Annotated in this window: 19 protein-coding genes and 1 other annotated feature; of the genes, 8 read left to right on the top strand and 11 right to left on the bottom strand. The window is 54.1% G+C overall.

Going from position 1 to position 15,959, the window contains the following annotated elements:
• Window positions 1–8 precede the first annotated feature (8 nt).
• The 9 genes from btuC to thrS all read right to left on the bottom strand — a co-directional run bounded on the left by btuC (window position 9) and on the right by thrS (window position 8,265).
• Window positions 9–989, bottom strand: a complete 981-nt coding sequence (gene btuC / locus ACMWLG_RS02670; RefSeq protein WP_045401490.1) for a vitamin B12 ABC transporter permease BtuC — start codon at window positions 987–989, stop codon at window positions 9–11.
• 103 nt (window positions 990–1,092) lie between these two features.
• Window positions 1,093–1,392: an integration host factor subunit alpha gene (ihfA, locus tag ACMWLG_RS02665; RefSeq protein WP_003857805.1), complete on the bottom strand. Its 300-nt coding sequence runs from the start codon at window positions 1,390–1,392 to the stop codon at window positions 1,093–1,095.
• A 4-nt stretch (window positions 1,393–1,396) separates the two neighbouring features.
• The gene (pheT, locus tag ACMWLG_RS02660) at window positions 1,397–3,784 is read right to left on the bottom strand and encodes a phenylalanine--tRNA ligase subunit beta (RefSeq protein ID WP_045620386.1); all 2,388 of its coding nucleotides are present in this window, start codon (window positions 3,782–3,784) and stop codon (window positions 1,397–1,399) included.
• A 15-nt stretch (window positions 3,785–3,799) separates the two neighbouring features.
• Entirely contained in the window at window positions 3,800–4,783 is a 984-nt protein-coding gene (gene pheS / locus ACMWLG_RS02655; protein ID WP_029740434.1) for a phenylalanine--tRNA ligase subunit alpha, read from the bottom strand.
• A gap of 62 nt (window positions 4,784–4,845) precedes the next feature.
• Window positions 4,846–4,970 (bottom strand) — a sequence feature (Phe leader region).
• Window positions 4,921–4,965 (bottom strand): pheST operon leader peptide PheM, encoded by a 45-nt coding sequence (gene pheM, locus ACMWLG_RS02650; RefSeq protein ID WP_001386830.1) that lies wholly within the window; start codon window positions 4,963–4,965, stop codon window positions 4,921–4,923. It overlaps the preceding feature by 45 nt.
• Window positions 4,971–5,087: 117 nt before the next feature.
• Window positions 5,088–5,444 (bottom strand): 50S ribosomal protein L20, encoded by a 357-nt coding sequence (gene rplT, locus ACMWLG_RS02645; protein WP_000124850.1) that lies wholly within the window; start codon window positions 5,442–5,444, stop codon window positions 5,088–5,090.
• A gap of 51 nt (window positions 5,445–5,495) precedes the next feature.
• Window positions 5,496–5,693 carry a 50S ribosomal protein L35 gene (gene rpmI, locus ACMWLG_RS02640; protein WP_003030583.1) on the bottom strand — a complete coding sequence of 66 codons (198 nt, stop codon included), beginning with the start codon at window positions 5,691–5,693 and terminating at the stop codon, window positions 5,496–5,498.
• A 97-nt stretch (window positions 5,694–5,790) separates the two neighbouring features.
• Entirely contained in the window at window positions 5,791–6,333 is a 543-nt protein-coding gene (gene infC, locus ACMWLG_RS02635) for a translation initiation factor IF-3 (protein WP_014069901.1), read from the bottom strand.
• Window positions 6,334–6,336: 3 nt separating this feature from the next.
• Window positions 6,337–8,265, bottom strand: a complete 1,929-nt coding sequence (thrS, locus tag ACMWLG_RS02630) for a threonine--tRNA ligase (RefSeq protein WP_008500657.1) — start codon at window positions 8,263–8,265, stop codon at window positions 6,337–6,339.
• A 142-nt stretch (window positions 8,266–8,407) separates the two neighbouring features.
• Between thrS and yncL the strand changes: the two genes are divergently transcribed.
• Window positions 8,408–8,680, top strand: coding sequence for a stress response membrane protein YncL (gene yncL, locus ACMWLG_RS02625; protein ID WP_080298627.1), 273 nt, complete (start codon window positions 8,408–8,410; stop codon window positions 8,678–8,680).
• A 98-nt stretch (window positions 8,681–8,778) separates the two neighbouring features.
• A complete protein-coding gene (yniD, locus tag ACMWLG_RS02620; RefSeq protein WP_008500658.1) occupies window positions 8,779–8,886 on the top strand; it encodes a small membrane protein YniD in 108 nt (35 codons plus the stop codon).
• A gap of 80 nt (window positions 8,887–8,966) precedes the next feature.
• On the opposite strand, the gene ACMWLG_RS02615 is transcribed toward yniD, so the two are convergent.
• Window positions 8,967–9,725 (bottom strand): YdiY family protein, encoded by a 759-nt coding sequence (locus ACMWLG_RS02615; RefSeq protein WP_029740435.1) that lies wholly within the window; start codon window positions 9,723–9,725, stop codon window positions 8,967–8,969.
• Window positions 9,726–10,020: 295 nt separating this feature from the next.
• Here ACMWLG_RS02615 and pfkB point away from each other — a divergent pair, with 295 nt between their 5' ends.
• The 3 genes from pfkB to ACMWLG_RS02600 all read left to right on the top strand — a co-directional run bounded on the left by pfkB (window position 10,021) and on the right by ACMWLG_RS02600 (window position 12,316).
• On the top strand, window positions 10,021–10,953 hold the full coding sequence (gene pfkB / locus ACMWLG_RS02610) for a 6-phosphofructokinase II (RefSeq protein ID WP_023311294.1): 933 nt from the start codon (window positions 10,021–10,023) through the stop codon (window positions 10,951–10,953).
• Between the two features lie 106 nt (window positions 10,954–11,059).
• Window positions 11,060–11,350: a type V toxin-antitoxin system endoribonuclease antitoxin GhoS gene (gene ghoS, locus ACMWLG_RS02605; RefSeq protein WP_045401492.1), complete on the top strand. Its 291-nt coding sequence runs from the start codon at window positions 11,060–11,062 to the stop codon at window positions 11,348–11,350.
• A 105-nt stretch (window positions 11,351–11,455) separates the two neighbouring features.
• A complete protein-coding gene (locus tag ACMWLG_RS02600; RefSeq protein WP_414762946.1) occupies window positions 11,456–12,316 on the top strand; it encodes a fructosamine kinase family protein in 861 nt (286 codons plus the stop codon).
• A 36-nt stretch (window positions 12,317–12,352) separates the two neighbouring features.
• Here the strand turns inward: ACMWLG_RS02600 and ACMWLG_RS02595 are convergent, their stop codons facing one another.
• A complete protein-coding gene (locus tag ACMWLG_RS02595) occupies window positions 12,353–12,889 on the bottom strand; it encodes a YniB family protein (RefSeq protein ID WP_023311291.1) in 537 nt (178 codons plus the stop codon).
• A gap of 148 nt (window positions 12,890–13,037) precedes the next feature.
• Between ACMWLG_RS02595 and hxpB the strand changes: the two genes are divergently transcribed.
• From hxpB to tcyP, 3 genes are all read left to right on the top strand, one after another.
• Window positions 13,038–13,709: a hexitol phosphatase HxpB gene (gene hxpB, locus ACMWLG_RS02590; protein WP_045401495.1), complete on the top strand. Its 672-nt coding sequence runs from the start codon at window positions 13,038–13,040 to the stop codon at window positions 13,707–13,709.
• A 101-nt stretch (window positions 13,710–13,810) separates the two neighbouring features.
• Complete coding sequence (locus ACMWLG_RS02585) at window positions 13,811–14,401, top strand: metal-dependent hydrolase (RefSeq protein ID WP_014883483.1); 591 nt, start codon at window positions 13,811–13,813, stop codon at window positions 14,399–14,401.
• 127 nt (window positions 14,402–14,528) lie between these two features.
• Window positions 14,529–15,920, top strand: a complete 1,392-nt coding sequence (gene tcyP / locus ACMWLG_RS02580; protein ID WP_008500667.1) for a cystine/sulfocysteine:cation symporter — start codon at window positions 14,529–14,531, stop codon at window positions 15,918–15,920.
• The last annotated feature ends 39 nt before the right edge of the window (window positions 15,921–15,959 follow it).

Below are 15,959 nucleotides of genomic sequence, written 5' to 3'. Positions count from 1 at the left end.
TTGTTGATTTAACGTCCAGCTTTTAATAGTAGCCAGATAAACACCGGCGCGCCCAGCGTAGCGGTCACCACGCCAATCGGCAGCTCTGCGGCCGTCAGGGCAAGCCGGGCGATGATATCGGCCACCAGCAGCGTGACGGCCCCGGCAACCGCCGAGGCCGGAAGCAGGGTCCGATGGTCCGTGAGGCCACACAGGCGCAGCATGTGCGGAATAACCAGCCCGATGAAGCCGATCGCGCCCGCCAGAGCCACGCTGACGCCGACCAGCCAGCCAATGGCTATTACCAGCACATTACGCCAGAACCCAATCGGCATGCCGAGCTGGCGGGCAGAGGTTTCACCCAGCGCGAGCATATTCAGCGGCTGCGCCTGCAGGGTAGCCCACACGATAACCGGTACCAGCAGCACCATCAGCCAGCCCTGGTGCCAGTCAACGCCTCCAAAACCGCCCATCATCCAGTACATCAGCTGACGCAGGTCAAAGGATGTTGAGAAGTAGACCGCCCAGGTCATCAGCGCGCTGCAGATAATCCCCAGCGCCACGCCGGCAAGCAGCAGACGGCTGGTCGATAAGTGCCGTCTGGCGAAACGAAGAAGGATCGCGGTGATCAGCAGCGCGCCGAGGATAGCGCTCAGGCTAATACTCCATCCGGAGAGTTCACCTCCGCCGAGCATTACCGCCGCAATCAGGCCTACGCCTGCGCCGTTTGACACGCCGAGCAGCCCGGGCTCCGCCAGAGGGTTATCAAACAACGCCTGCATTATGGTACCGCACAGCGCCAGCGCGGCGCCGACCAGAACCACCGCGACGGTGCGCGGCAGGCGAATTTGCCAGACGAAGAGCTGCCCGTCCGACCTCCACCAGCTTTCAGGCCCGATCCATCTGTCGCCCGCGCAGAGGCTCACGCCTGCGGCGACAATGAGCAACAGCACCAGCAAAAACAGGCGACGCTTATCTGAACGGTGCTGGCGATGGGCATAATCAAGCATGTGTACGGTTTTAGTAGCGTGAGATGTAATTGATTTTACGGCGGGTTTGCCGGAGAGCGCAAAGAAAAAAGGCCGCGTGGGCGGCCTTTTTAGTTAGTTCATATTACTCTGCTTTGGGCGTTGCGTTTTCGACACGGCTTTTTAACTTCTGGCCGGGTCTGAAGGTCACCACGCGGCGGGCTGTAATGGGAATATCTTCCCCCGTCTTCGGGTTGCGGCCCGGACGTTGGTTTTTGTCTCGCAAATCAAAATTGCCAAAACCGGAGAGTTTTACCTGCTCACCATTTTCCAGAGCACGACGGATCTCTTCGAAAAACAGCTCTACCAGCTCTTTGGCATCCCGTTTGCTAAGCCCAAGCTTATCAAACAGATATTCTGACATTTCAGCTTTTGTAAGCGCCATAGGTTCAATCCCTCAATGATGCCTGGAATCGCTCTTTTAATGCCTCTACACATTTGGCGACGGTAGCGGCAATCTCCTCTTCTTCGAGTGTACGGCTGGTATCCTGAAGGATAAGGCTAATAGCGAGGCTCTTGAAACCTTTTGCTACGCCCTTGCCGCGGTACACGTCAAATAAGTTTACGCCAACTACCTGATTTACGCCAACTTTCTTACATTCGGCCAAAATATCTGCTGCAGGCACATTTTCCGCGACCACAACCGCGATATCACGGCGGTTTGCCGGGAAGCGGGAGACGTCCTGAGCCTGAGGAATAACGCGGTCAGCCACCGGGTTCCATTCCAGCTCGAACACGATGGTACGGCCGTTCAGGTCCAGCTTACGCTCCAGCTCAGGGTGAACAACCCCAATAAAACCAACGCGTTTGCCGTCTAAATAGATAGCTGCGCTCTGGCCAGGATGCAGGGCCGGGATAGCTTCTGCGCGGAATTCAATTTCAGATAATTTACCGGTCAGATCCAGAATCGCTTCCAGATCGCCCTTCATATCGTAGAAATCAACCGTGCCTTTTGCCAGGTCCCAGTGCTCTTCATAGCGGTTGCCGCTGATGGCGCCAGCCAGCATGAGATCCTGACGGATGCCTAAATTTGCCTGATTATCCGGTACAAAGCGCAAACCGCTTTCGAAAATTCGCACGCGGTTTTGCTGGCGATTCTGGTTATAAACGACAGTGCCCAGCAGGCCCGTCCACAGAGACAGACGCATCGCGGACATTTCGCTGGAGATTGGGCTTGGCAGGATCAGCGCTTCCTGACCCGGGTGGATCAGCTGCTGCAGCTTTGGATCAACGAAGCTGTAGGTGATCACTTCCTGGTAGCCTTTGTCGTTCAGCATGGTTTTCACACGCTTCAGAGACAGGTCGGCTTCACGGTGGGTGCCCATTACCAGACCCGCCTGGACAGGCTCGTCAGGGATGTTGTTGTAGCCGTAAACGCGGGCCACTTCTTCCACCAGATCTTCTTCAATTTCCATGTCGAAACGCCATGATGGCGCAACGGCTTTCCACTCGTCCTGCCCTTCGGTTACTTCACAGCCCAGACGTTTCAGGATGTCGGTTACCTGCGCATCGGCAACGTGGTGGCCAATCAGGCGATCCAGCTTGCTGCGGCGCAGGGTGATGGTCGCACGCTTCGGCAGGGTCGCTTCGTTGGTGACGTCAATAACCGGGCCCGCTTCGCCGCCGCAGATGTCGATCAGCAGGCGGGTCGCACGTTCCATCGCTTTATACTGCAGAGCAGGGTCAACGCCGCGCTCGTAGCGGTGAGAGGCATCGGTATGCAGGCCGTGACGGCGTGCGCGACCGGTGATGGAGAGCGGGCTGAAGAACGCGCATTCCAGCAGGACGTTTTGCGTCTCGTCGTTGACGCCTGAGTGCTCGCCACCGAAGATACCGCCCATTGCCAGCGCTTTGCTGTGGTCCGCAATCACCAGGGTGTCGGCGTTCAGTTTGGCTTCGCTGCCGTCCAGCAGAACCAGGGTTTCGCCCTCTTTCGCCATGCGCACAACGATGCCGCCGTCGATACGGTCTTTATCGAACGCGTGCATTGGCTGGCCCAGCTCCAGCAGAACGTAGTTGGTCACGTCGACCACTGCGTCGATAGAGCGAATACCGCAGCGGCGCAGCTTCTCTTTCATCCACAGCGGAGTTGGCGCTTTCACGTTGATGCCTTTCACCACGCGACCGAGGTAGCGCGGGCAAGCATCCGCAGCGTCAACCTGAATAGGCAGCACGTCACTGATGGTCGCTTCAACCGGCGCGATTTCCGGCGCGTTCAGTTCGGTCTGGTTCAGCACGGCCACGTCGCGCGCCACGCCGATGATACCTAAGCAGTCGGCACGGTTTGGCGTGACGCTGATTTCAATGGTGTTGTCATCAAGCTTCAGGTATTCACGGATATCGGTGCCGATTGGCGCATCCAGCGGCAGCTCAATGATGCCGTTATGATCGTCGGAAATACCCAGCTCGGAGAAGGAGCACAGCATGCCTTCAGACGGCTCGCCGCGCAGCTTAGCCGCTTTAATTTTGAAATCGCCCGGCAGCACTGCGCCGACGGTCGCCACGGCCACCTTCAGGCCCTGACGGCAGTTTGGCGCACCGCAGACGATATCCAGCAGACGGTCACCGCCCACGTTTACTTTTGTTACGCGCAGTTTGTCAGCGTTAGGGTGCTGGCCGCACTCTACCACTTCGCCGACGACCACGCCGTTGAAGGCTCCGGAAACCGGCTCAACACCGTCCACTTCCAGACCCGCCATGGTGATCTGGTTAGAAAGCGCGTCGCTGTCCAGCGTGGTGTTCACCCACTCGCGTAACCACAGTTCACTGAATTTCATTGTTCTGTCCTGCCCTTATTTAAACTGTTTGAGGAAACGCAGATCGTTTTCGAAGAATGCACGTAAGTCGGTCACGCCGTAGCGCAGCATAGTCAGGCGCTCCATGCCCATGCCGAAGGCAAAGCCGGAGTAAACTTCCGGATCGATACCCACGTTGCGCAGCACGTTTGGATGCACCATGCCGCAGCCCAGCACTTCCAGCCATTTGCCGTTTTTACCCATCACGTCAACTTCCGCAGACGGTTCGGTAAACGGGAAGTAGGACGGGCGGAAACGAACCTGCAGATCTTCCTCAAAGAAGTTGTTCAGGAAATCGTGCAGCGTGCCCTTCAGGTTGGTGAAGCTGATGTTTTTATCAACAATCAGACCTTCCATCTGGTGGAACATTGGGGTGTGGGTCTGATCGTAGTCGTTACGATAGACGCGGCCCGGCGCGATAATACGGATTGGCGGCGCCTGATCCTTCATGGTACGGATCTGAACGCCGGAGGTCTGAGTACGTAGCAGACGCGTAGCGTCGAACCAGAAAGTGTCGTGGTCAGCGCGTGCCGGATGATGGCCAGGAATGTTCAGGGCGTCGAAGTTATGGTAATCATCTTCGATTTCCGGGCCAGTCGCCACGGTAAAGCCGAGCTCACCGAAGAAACTTTCAATGCGATCGATGGTGCGGGTAACGGGATGCAGACCACCGTTTTCGATACGGCGACCCGGCAGAGAAACGTCGATCGTCTCTGCGGCCAGACGCGCATTCAGCACCGCGCTTTCCAGCTCGGCTTTGCGCGCGTTCAGCGCCTGCTGTACCTGCTCTTTGGCTTCGTTAATCACCGCACCCGCTGCCGGGCGTTCTTCTGCCGGCAGCTCACGCAGGGTTGTCATCTGAAGGGTCAGGTGCCCTTTCTTCCCAAGATATTCGACGCGGACATTGTCTAACGCGGCAACATCTGAGGCCTGATTAATGGCGGCTGTTGCACTGGCAACCAGCTCTGCGAGATGTGACATGATTTTCCTCATTATGTCGGTGCAGACACCGATTTGGTGGAGTTATTCTCTCAAATTCAGGCACAAAAAAAGCCTCCATCGGGAGGCTTATCTGGCGCTGTTTTTCGTTTCATCTTTCACGCGCTAGCCTCCTGAAATCAGGTGCTAAAGTAAAAGAAGAAGCGGAAAATAGCAGCATTCATGCTTGCGTTACCTTGTCTGGTAAAAACCGTTAAGACCTTATTGAAAAGCCTGGACGGATAAATGTCAATCTTCTGATGGTGTTAAATGAAAAGAGGGAGCAAAGCCCCCTCTTTCAACTGGCTTATGCCAGTGCTGCTTTCGCTTTTTCGACCAGAGCGGTGAACGCTACTTTGTCGAATACTGCGATGTCAGCCAGGATCTTACGGTCGATTTCAACAGAAGCTTTTTTCAGGCCGTTGATGAATTTGCTGTAAGAAATACCGTTCTGACGTGCTGCTGCGTTGATACGCGCAATCCACAGTTGACGGAACTGACGCTTACGCTGACGACGGTCACGGTAAGCGTACTGACCTGCTTTGATAACAGCCTGGAAGGCAACGCGGTAAACGCGTGAACGCGCACCGTAGTAGCCTTTAGCTTGTTTCAAAATTTTCTTGTGACGTGCACGTGCAATTACACCACGTTTTACGCGAGCCATATGTGCTCTCCTGTATCTATATTCTTAGTAAAAAAATTAAACGTTAACGGCTTATGCGTACGGCAGGCACGCGATAACCAGACCCAGATCGCCTTTAGAAACGAGGCCTTTTGGACGCAGGTGACGTTTACGCTTAGTAGATTTTTTGGTCAGAATATGACGCAGGTTTGCGTGCTTACGCTTAAATCCACCACCACCGGTTTTTTTGAAGCGCTTAGCAGCACCGCGTACGGTCTTAATTTTTGGCATCTTAATAACTTCCACTTCGCATTGTTAAATAAACGAAACATAGGCGAACAAAACCTATGAAACCCGAAGGCTCCACAGATTTTGCTGCTTGAAGGCCTTACTGTTTCTTCTTAGGAGCGAGCACCATGATCATCTGGCGGCCTTCGATCTTCGTAGGGAAGGATTCGACTACTGCCAGTTCACTCAGATCGTCACGGACGCGGTTAAGCACTTCCATACCAATCTGTTGGTGGGCCATCTCACGACCGCGGAAACGCAGTGTGATCTTGGCCTTATCGCCATCTTCCAGAAAGCGAATCAGGCTGCGGAGTTTTACCTGATAATCGCCATCGTCGGTGCCAGGACGGAATTTGATTTCCTTAACCTGGATAACTTTTTGCTTCTTCTTCTGTTCCTTAGAAGACTTACTCTTTTCATAAAGGAACTTGCCGTAGTCCATGATACGACAAACTGGCGGTTCGGCGTTAGGGCTGATTTCAACTAAATCTACTCCAGCTTCTTCAGCTTTTTCGATCGCTTCTCTCAGACTCACAATCCCCAGTGGTTCACCTTCAAGATCTGTTAAGCGAACTTCCTGGGCGCGAATCTCGCCATTGATACGATTCGGACGTGCCGTTTGAACTCGTTTTCCGCCTTTAATACCTTATTCCTCCAGTTGTTGAAGACTGCGGCTGCGAATCTCTTGTTGCAGCTTCTCAATCACTTCACTTACGTCCAGGCTGCCCAGGTCTTTACCACGGCGGGTGCGAACGGCGACTTTGCCTGCTTCCACCTCTTTATCACCACAGACCAACATATACGGGACACGACGTAAAGTGTGCTCGCGGATTTTAAAGCCAATCTTCTCATTTCTCAAGTCTGCTTTTACGCGAATGCCCGCATTTTGTAGTTTCTGCGTCAATTCTTTAACGTAATCCGCCTGAGAATCGGTAATGTTCATCACCACGACCTGCACTGGCGCAAGCCAGGTTGGGAAGAAGCCAGCGAACTCTTCGGTCAGGATGCCGATGAAGCGCTCCAGAGAACCGAGAATTGCACGGTGAATCATTACCGGTACCTGACGCTCGTTGTCTTCGCCAACATAAGAGGCGCTTAAACGCTGCGGCAGGGAGAAGTCCAGCTGTACAGTACCGCACTGCCATGCGCGATCGAGGCAGTCATACAGGGTAAATTCAATTTTCGGACCGTAGAATGCGCCCTCGCCCAGCTGGTATTCGAACGGAATGCCGTTCTCTTCCAGCGCCACGGCGAGATCCGCTTCTGCGCGATCCCATGTCTCATCGCTACCGATACGTTTTTCCGGACGCGTTGAGAGTTTGACGACGATCTTCTCGAAGCCAAAGGTGCTGTACATATCGTAGACCATACGAATACAGGCGTTAACTTCGTCACGAACCTGATCTTCAGTACAGAAGATATGCGCATCATCCTGAGTAAAGCCACGAACACGCATCAGACCGTGCAGCGCACCTGATGGCTCGTTACGGTGGCAGCTACCGAACTCCGCCATACGCAGCGGCAGGTCACGGTAGGATTTCAGACCCTGGTTGAAGATCTGAACGTGGCCCGGGCAGTTCATTGGCTTGATGCAGTATTCACGGTTCTCAGACGAGGTGGTGAACATCGCATCTTTGTAGTTGTCCCAGTGGCCGGTTTTTTCCCACAGCACACGGTCCATCATGAACGGGCCTTTCACTTCCTGATACTGGTACTCTTTCAGCTTGGAGCGTACGAAAGTTTCCAGTTCACGGAAGATAGTCCAGCCGTCGTTATGCCAGAACACCATACCCGGCGCTTCTTCCTGCATGTGGTACAGGTCAAGCTGCTTACCGATTTTACGGTGGTCACGCTTCGCCGCCTCTTCCAGGCGCAGCAGGTATGCGTTCAGGGCTTTTTTATCAGCCCACGCGGTACCATAAATACGCTGCAACATCTTGTTGTTGCTGTCGCCACGCCAGTAGGCGCCCGCGATCTTCATCAGCTTAAAGTGATGACAGAAGCGCATGTTCGGCACGTGCGGTCCACGGCACATGTCGACGTATTCTTCGTGATGGTACAAGCCAGGCTTGTCATCATGCGAAATGTTTTCGTCAAGAATAGAGACTTTATAGCTCTCGCCGCGCTTCACGAAGGTTTCACGCGCTTCGTGCCAGCTGACTTTCTTCTTGATGACGTCATAGTTCGTTTCGGCGAGCTCGTGCATGCGTTTTTCGAGCGCGTCGATATCTTCCTGAGTCAGGGTGTGGTCAAGGTCAACGTCATAGTAGAAACCGTTGTCGATAACCGGACCGATCGCCATTTTGGTGTTTGGCCACAGCTGTTTGATGGCATGGCCTAACAGGTGCGCGCAGGAGTGACGAATGATCTCCAGACCTTCTTCGTCTTTCGCGGTAATGATTGCAAGCGTCGCATCGTTTTCGATCAGATCGGAAGCATCCACCAGCTCACCGTTAACGCGGCCAGCGATAGTCGCTTTCGCGAGACCAGGACCAATGTCCAGGGCTACATCCATTGGGCTAACAGCACGGTCGAAATGGCGTTGGCTGCCATCAGGAAGAGTAATTACAGGCATTTTATATCCTTATTTGCAGTGATGCCCCACACATAAGAGCATATACAAAGAAAATAATCGTGATTTGACAATAGATTACGACACCATCTGACCAACAATCGTCAAATTGGTTCGTCATCATTCACCAGCCGAATTCAGATTAATGTGGATTTACGGCAAGCGACGTAATGTTAACACTAACGGAAAGGAGATTGCACCCTCTGCGGCCAGATTGATGGGCTGGCGCTTTCGCACGAATTTGCAGGTTGCTTCTCCCCTGCGCTCGCATTTCGAAGATGCTGGGCTACTCTTGAACAGGTCTTTAAACCCAAAGGTGCATACCATGAACGTATCCAGCAGAACGGTTGTGATATTGAATGTCCTTTCCGCCACAGGTTTATTGTTGATTCTCGCCGAACGATTCCACTGGTTCTGAGGCGACCCCTGCGCTGGCATAACCTAATCGATCCCAAGAAGGGGCATATTTCGGCCCTGTTTGGTAGACTGTGGATATCAACAAACAAGGATTAGGTTATGCCAACAAAACGATTTGCCGTAAAACACTGGAAAATGGTGCTGGTGCTGATTGCCATCTGCGGCGCAATGCTGCTACTCCGTTGGGCGGCAATGATTTGGGGCTAGGGGCGAAGACAGGTCATCAGAAGGGACGTCAAAAAACCGCAGACAATAAACGGGCCGACCTTATCATCGGCCCGCTTTTATTACATTCTATAACCCAGTGAAACCGTGGTTCTGCGGTCGGTATGATCCGGCGCAGATTCTGGTGGTGAAGAGTTCCAGGTCACGTTGTAGGCCACTTTCAGACCAAAGTGTTCGTTAATAGCCACGTTCAGCGCCGTCTCAGAGTTAAGCGTCGTGTCGTCGGCACCAAATACAGAAACACCTTGGGTAAATTTGGTGTTGTCAGTCATCTGCCAGGCATAGGTACCGGAAGCGTAACCGAGGGGTTGGGTTTTGGTATCGCCATTGGTGTACTCGTCATAACGCACACCAGGACCGAATTCAAAACGGAGGCTGTGTACCGGACCGTTCAGGAACTGGCGACCATAACCGGCGGTGAACACATCGCGCTGGCGATAACCGTTGTAACGGTCAGTTAACCAGCTTGCCTGTCCAAACAGGTAGTCATAGTCGGTCATGTTGTAACGGCTACGTCCGCCTACCGCATATTTCTCGGAAGAACGTTCGTCATTAGCGGAAGTGTTGCTGGCATTACCCCACAGAGACCAGGCGGTGGTGTTGCCGTACCAGGTAAGCGTACTGTCCGCCGTCAGAGAAGAGCTTTTCGTGTTACCGGATTGTGCCAGGTACCCGGCGTTCAGGTTACCTTCAAACGGTTTTTTCGCGGTGGAAGGATCGTCCATGACAGTAAAAACGGTATCATCAGCGGTCGCGTTCATAGCCGCAAACACGCCACCCGCCAGCATCAGTGCAGCGGGCACTGTCTTTAAAAGCTTCATTTTATTAAGGAGTCCGTACAACAAAAAAAGAGACCACACGGTCCCGGAATCTTTCTTGAGGATCAATGACAAGGCGTCCAGAGAAAGGTAACAAATTATAAAAAGCCGCAAATAACATAGCAATGTTTTCTTATTTCATTTTTTGAATAAGAACGATCTCAAAAAGCGTTTTATTTTATATATCCCCCACCTCACTTTTTGTCAGTATTCATATTTAAAATCATACTGTTATTTACATTGCCTTCCTGACAAATGGTGCCAGGCTAATAAGAGCCCATGCTAAAAGGAGGTAATGATGGTTTCTATTTATACTCTGACGCTCTCCCCTTCCCTGGATTCCGCCACCCTGACGCCGCAGATTTACCCGGAAGGTAAATTGCGCTGTAGCGCCCCGGTCTTTGAGCCCGGCGGCGGCGGGATCAACGTGGCGCGCGCCATTACACATCTCGGCGGCAAAGCCACGGCAATTTTTCCCGCAGGCGGTGCCACCGGTGAACACCTGGTCTCTCTGCTGGCTGATGAACAGGTTGCCGTTGAAACCGTTGAGGCCAAAGACTGGACGCGGCAAAACCTGCATGTCCACGTAGGATCCAGCGGCGAACAGTACCGTTTTGTCATGCCGGGCGCGAAACTCAGCGATGACGAGTTTCGTCAGCTTGAAGAGAAAGTGCTGACGATAGAGAGCGGCGCGCTGCTGGTGATAAGCGGCAGCCTGCCGCCCGGCGTAAGCACGGAAAAATTAACGGCGCTGATTCAGGCCGCGCAGCATCGCGGCATCCGCTGCATTGTCGACAGCAGCGGCGAGGCCCTGCAGGCGGCCCTGGTGCCGGGCAATCTGGAGCTGGTCAAACCCAACCAGAAAGAGCTAAGCGCGCTGGTAAACCGTGAACTGACGCAGCCTGATGATGTGCGCACCGCCGCGCAGGAGCTGGTGCGCAGCGGCAAAGCGCGGCGTGTAGTCGTCTCCCTTGGCCCTCAGGGGGCGCTGGCAGTTGATGAATCATCGTCCGTTCAGGTTGTCCCACCGCCGATGAAGAGCCAGAGCACGGTTGGCGCGGGCGATAGCATGGTGGGTGCGATGACGCTAAAACTGGCGCAGGGTGCGTCTCTGCTCGAAATGACACGCTACGGCGTGGCGGCGGGTAGCGCCGCCACCATCAACCAGGGCACGCGTCTCTGTTCGCTTGCCGATACGCAAAAAATCGTCGATTACCTGTCCCGAAATTAACCCCTGTTCCCCTTCGTCTTTACGGAGGGGAATGTCCTCGCTGAGTCGCCAAACGCAAACTATCGACTATGCTAAGAAAACTTCCATGATAACAATGAGGTGAATTATGAGCAGTGGTGACATCACACGCTACGTCGTGACCATCAACCTTCATGAAGCATCGCTGACCGAGCTAAATGAGCTCAACAATGCTTTCACCCGGGCTAATTTTCTCCTCACCCTGACAGATGACGAGGGCAATATTCATGATTTAGGCTCCCTGACATTTGGTCTGATCGGCGCCCTGAGCCAGGAAGAGGTTCATGCACTGGCCGCAAGTCTGGTGGAGAGCGTGACCGATAAGCCTGCCGAGATTGACGTGGATACCTGGGAAAGCTGGCGGAAAAAAGAACAATAAGTGCGCTGTATGAATTTAAACCGCTCAGGTGTGCGTTAGTTCGTATTTTTTTACCGCAGTTATGCGCTAACTTTATGATCTGGCAGACAACATGGGAGAGACAACATGTGGCAGGCTATCAGTCATCTTTTACGTGAGCAGCTGGGTGAAGGTGAAATTGAACTGCGTAACGAACTGCCAGGCGGTGAAATCCACGCCGCGTGGCATTTACGCTACGCAGGGCGCGATCTTTTCGTTAAGTGCGATGAGCGAGAGCTGCTTCCGATATTTACCGCCGAAGCCGACCAGCTGGAGCTGTTGTCGCGCAGTAAAACGGTCACGGTCCCGCAGGTTCTGGCCGTGGGGAGCGACCGCGACTACAGCTTCCTGGTGATGGAGTATCTCCCCGCCCGGCCGCTGGATGCCCATAATGCGTTCATCCTCGGCCAACAGCTAGCGCGCCTGCATCAATGGAGCGACCAGCCGCAGTTTGGTCTCGACTTTGACAACGATCTCTCCACCACGCCACAGCCCAATACCTGGCAGCGTCGCTGGTCGACATTTTTTGCCGAGCAGCGCATTGGCTGGCAGCTTGAGCTGGCCGCCGAAAAAGGGCTGGAATTTGGCAATATCGACGCCATCGTCGAGCACGTTCAACAGCGTCTGGCATCCCACCAGCCTCAGGCGTCGCTGCTTCACGGCGATTTGTGGTCCAATAACTGCGCGCTGGGTCCCAACGGCCCGTACATCTTTGACCCGGCCTGCTACTGGGGTGACAGAGAGTGCGATCTTGCCATGTTGCCGCTTCATCCTGAGCAGCCGCCGCAAATATACGACGGATACCAGTCTGTTTCCCCCCTGCCGCCCGGTTTCCTCGACCGCCAGCCGGTGTATCAGCTTTATACGCTGATGAACCGTGCCATTCTTTTTGGCGGAGAACACCTTGTTAACGCGCAGCGGGCACTCGAGCGTATGCTTGCCGCCTGAGAAGAGAAAGGGTGGCCTTGCCGCCACCCTTATCGCTTACAGAAAACCGAGCAGTGAGAAGAAGAAGTATCCCGCCACAATGATAATCACGGGAAGGATATAGAGCGGGAAAATTTGCAGGAAAATGGTGTGACGCGGCACAACGATGCGGGATTCAATCTGCTCACGACTCATTCCTTCCGGGCCCTTGGCCTGCTCCAGAATCAACTGATCCTCAACGCCTTCGCGTAAAAAGCGCGTCTGGCGACTCATTCTCGCACCAGAGGCCTGCAGTGCCAGCGCGACAAAGATCAGGGCATATATCACCCAAAAGCCGATATTCAGCTGTTGATGAAAATCCGGAGTGGGTGAGTTAAACCAGAAGACATTCAAAAATGGCGTATTAAAACGCATCATCTCAATCATGACATGAGCGAAATCAAGCATTACCGCATTGATACCCGGCTGTTTTTCGCTGTGATCGTACATAAATTTGAGTACAGAAATCAGCGTAGAAATGACGGCAGGAATAAAAATTACCCAGCCAGCAATACGTTTTAAGACCGCAATGCGTCCAGCTTGTTGATACGTCATCAGTTCCTCTTCATAAAGACGCGTTATTTGTGCCTAAGTCTACCTGCTGGTCATCAATTTCGCCCGCTCTTTAAAAGCAATATGCTAAATCGCAGATTGTGCTTAGCACGTATCGTCTGTCGAACACCCTGGATAAGGAGACGTTGTGATGTCGACACCGCGCCAAATTCTTGCCGCAATTTTTGACATGGATGGATTACTGATCGATTCCGAACCGCTGTGGGATCGCGCCGAACTGGATGTTATGGCCAGCCTCGGCGTGGATATCAGCCGCCGTAATGAACTTCCCGATACGCTGGGCCTGCGCATCGATATGGTGGTTGACCTGTGGTTTGCCCAACAGCCTTGGGTAGGTCCCAATCGCGATGAGGTGACCGCACGCATTATCAGCCGCGCCATTTCTCTGGTGGAAGAGAACCGGCCGCTGCTGCCCGGCGTACGTGAGGCCGTCGCGCTGTGTAAAGCCCAGGGGCTGAAGGTCGGACTGGCCTCGGCTTCACCGCTGCACATGCTGGAAAAAGTGCTGACGATGTTTGAACTGCGCGACAGTTTCGACGCGCTGGCGTCCGCTGAAAAATTGCCTTACAGCAAGCCGCACCCGCAGGTCTATCTGGACTGCGCCGCTAAGCTCGGCCTGGATCCCCTCAACTGCGTTGCGCTGGAAGATTCCGTTAACGGTATGGTGGCGTCGAAGGCTGCACGGATGCGCGCCATTGTGGTGCCCGCAGAAGAAGGCCGTCACGACCCCCGGTTTGCCCTTGCCGACGTGAAGCTTAACTCACTGGCAGAACTCAGGGCGCATCACCTGCAGGGCGGTTAACGCCCTTCTCTGGTTTGTGACAAACAGTTACACCGTCACCTCTTCCGCCTACTGTATAAAAACCCTATACTGTATGAATTGACAGTTTTGTGGGTTTTATCATGACGGCGGAAGGCCACCTGCTTTTTTCTATTGCGTGCGCGGTATTTGCCAAAAACGCTGAACTCACCCCCGTGCTGGCACAGGGGGACTGGTGGCATATTGTCCCTTCTGCCGTATTGACCTGCCTGCTGCCCGACATTGACCATCCCAAATCTTTCCTCGGACAACGCCTGAAGTGGGTATCGAAACCCATCGCCCGCGCGTTCGGCCACCGGGGTTTCACGCACAGCCTGCTGGCCGTGTTTGGCCTGCTGACGCTTTTCTATTTGAAGGTGCCCGAAAGCTGGATAGTCCCCGCCGATGCCATCCAGGGCATGGTGCTGGGCTATTTAAGCCATATTCTCGCCGATATGCTGACGCCTGCGGGCGTACCGCTTCTTTGGCCCTGCCGCTGGCGTTTCCGTTTTCCGATCCTCGCACCGCAGAAAGGCAACCAGCTTGAGCGCGTATTGTGCATGGCGCTGTTTGCTTACGCCGTCTGGATGCCGCAAACCTTGCCCGAAAACAGTGCAGTTCGCTGGTCATCCCAGATGATTAATTCGCTGCAATTTCAGTTCAATCGCTTTATTCATCACCAGATTGAACAGTAAACCGACAAAATTATCTCATTTGTCATAACCCATTCCATTTGGATATAAGCGCTACATCACACTTCTGCTAACCTTCCGCCAACAGGATCGGTAAAAACCGACCCAATAATAAATCAGGAGAACGGGGATGAATTTTCCACTCATCGCGAACGTCGTTGTGTTCGTTGTATTGCTATTGCTTCTTGCGCAGGCGCGCCACAAACAGTGGAGCCTGGCGAAAAAAGTGCTGGTTGGTCTGGCCATGGGTGTCGTATTTGGTCTGGCATTACAGGCAATTTATGGCTCCGATAATCCAGTTCTGAAAGATTCCATTCAGTGGTTCAACATCGTCGGTAACGGCTATGTTCAGCTGCTGCAGATGATCGTTATGCCGCTGGTGTTCGCCTCTATTCTGAGCGCCGTTGCTCGCCTGCATAACGCGACTCAGCTGGGAAAAATCAGCTTCCTGACCATTGGTACGCTGCTGTTCACCACGCTGATTGCCGCGCTGGTGGGTGTGCTGGTCACCAACCTGTTTGGCCTGACCGCAGAAGGCCTGGTTCAGGGTACCGCTGAAACGGCGCGTCTTACCGCGATTCAAACCAACTACGTTGGTAAAGTGGCTGACCTGACCGTGCCGCAGATGGTGCTCTCCTTCATTCCGAAGAACCCGTTTGCTGACCTGACCGGTGCGAGCCCAACCTCGATCATCAGCGTGGTTATTTTCGCCGCGTTCCTGGGCGTAGCGGCGCTGAAGCTGCTGAAAGACGACGCACCTAAAGGCGAACGCGTGCTGACCGCGATCGACACCCTGCAAAGCTGGGTGATGAAGCTGGTGCGTCTGGTTATGCAGCTGACGCCTTACGGCGTGCTGGCGCTGATGACCAAAGTGGTTGCCGGCTCTAACCTGCAGGACATCATCAAGCTGGGCAGCTTCGTTGTCGCCTCTTATCTGGGCCTGGGCATTATGTTCGTGGTGCACGGCATCCTGCTGGGCGTAAACGGCGTCAGCCCGCTGAAATACTTCCGTAAAGTCTGGCCGGTGCTGACCTTTGCCTTCACCAGCCGTTCCAGCGCCGCGTCTATTCCGCTGAACGTTGAAGCGCAAACCCGTCGTCTGGGCGTGCCTGAATCCATCGCCAGCTTCTCTGCCTCCTTTGGTGCCACCATTGGTCAGAACGGCTGTGCGGGTCTGTACCCGGCGATGCTGGCGGTTATGGTTGCCCCTACCGTTGGGATTAACCCGCTGGATCCGGTCTGGATCGCCACGCTGGTCGGGATTGTTACCGTAAGCTCCGCAGGCGTTGCGGGCGTTGGCGGTGGCGCAACCTTCGCCGCGCTGATTGTGCTGCCCGCGCTGGGTCTGCCCGTGACGCTGGTCGCGCTGCTGATCTCCGTTGAGCCGCTGATCGACATGGGCCGTACCGCGCTGAACGTAAGCGGCTCCATGACCGCCGGTACGCTGACCAGCCAGTGGCTGAAGCAGACCGACAAAGCGATTCTGGAAAGTGAAGACGACGCCGAGCTGGCGCATCGTTAATCTCGGTAGAAATAAAAAAACCGCCTGATGGCGGTTTTT

Origin of the sequence: Enterobacter sp. 01-M-02-SI-ECC (assembly GCF_047530595.1) — a bacterium.
In the GTDB taxonomy this organism is placed as follows: domain Bacteria; phylum Pseudomonadota; class Gammaproteobacteria; order Enterobacterales; family Enterobacteriaceae; genus Enterobacter; species Enterobacter cloacae_M.
Note: the sequence above shows the minus strand (reverse complement) of the source record. Positions and strands in the feature narration are given on the sequence as shown.

Excerpts from the sequence above, each read along its gene's own strand:
- yncL (WP_080298627.1), top strand. The coding sequence starts at position 8,408 with ATGTGGATTTACGGCAAGCGACGTAATGTTAACACTAACGGAAAGGAG.
- rplT (WP_000124850.1), bottom strand. The coding sequence starts at position 5,444 with ATGGCTCGCGTAAAACGTGGTGTAATTGCACGTGCACGTCACAAGAAA.
- pheT (WP_045620386.1), bottom strand. The coding sequence starts at position 3,784 with ATGAAATTCAGTGAACTGTGGTTACGCGAGTGGGTGAACACCACGCTG.
- pfkB (WP_023311294.1), top strand. The coding sequence starts at position 10,021 with ATGGTTTCTATTTATACTCTGACGCTCTCCCCTTCCCTGGATTCCGCC.
- ACMWLG_RS02615 (WP_029740435.1), bottom strand. The coding sequence starts at position 9,725 with ATGAAGCTTTTAAAGACAGTGCCCGCTGCACTGATGCTGGCGGGTGGC.
- ghoS (WP_045401492.1), top strand. The coding sequence starts at position 11,060 with ATGAGCAGTGGTGACATCACACGCTACGTCGTGACCATCAACCTTCAT.
- ACMWLG_RS02585 (WP_014883483.1), top strand. The coding sequence starts at position 13,811 with ATGACGGCGGAAGGCCACCTGCTTTTTTCTATTGCGTGCGCGGTATTT.
- btuC (WP_045401490.1), bottom strand. The coding sequence starts at position 989 with ATGCTTGATTATGCCCATCGCCAGCACCGTTCAGATAAGCGTCGCCTG.
- rpmI (WP_003030583.1), bottom strand. The coding sequence starts at position 5,693 with ATGCCAAAAATTAAGACCGTACGCGGTGCTGCTAAGCGCTTCAAAAAA.
- pheS (WP_029740434.1), bottom strand. The coding sequence starts at position 4,783 with ATGTCACATCTCGCAGAGCTGGTTGCCAGTGCAACAGCCGCCATTAAT.
- ihfA (WP_003857805.1), bottom strand. The coding sequence starts at position 1,392 with ATGGCGCTTACAAAAGCTGAAATGTCAGAATATCTGTTTGATAAGCTT.
- ACMWLG_RS02595 (WP_023311291.1), bottom strand. The coding sequence starts at position 12,889 with ATGACGTATCAACAAGCTGGACGCATTGCGGTCTTAAAACGTATTGCT.
- hxpB (WP_045401495.1), top strand. The coding sequence starts at position 13,038 with ATGTCGACACCGCGCCAAATTCTTGCCGCAATTTTTGACATGGATGGA.
- thrS (WP_008500657.1), bottom strand. The coding sequence starts at position 8,265 with ATGCCTGTAATTACTCTTCCTGATGGCAGCCAACGCCATTTCGACCGT.
- ACMWLG_RS02600 (WP_414762946.1), top strand. The coding sequence starts at position 11,456 with ATGTGGCAGGCTATCAGTCATCTTTTACGTGAGCAGCTGGGTGAAGGT.
- tcyP (WP_008500667.1), top strand. The coding sequence starts at position 14,529 with ATGAATTTTCCACTCATCGCGAACGTCGTTGTGTTCGTTGTATTGCTA.
- yniD (WP_008500658.1), top strand. The coding sequence starts at position 8,779 with ATGCCAACAAAACGATTTGCCGTAAAACACTGGAAAATGGTGCTGGTG.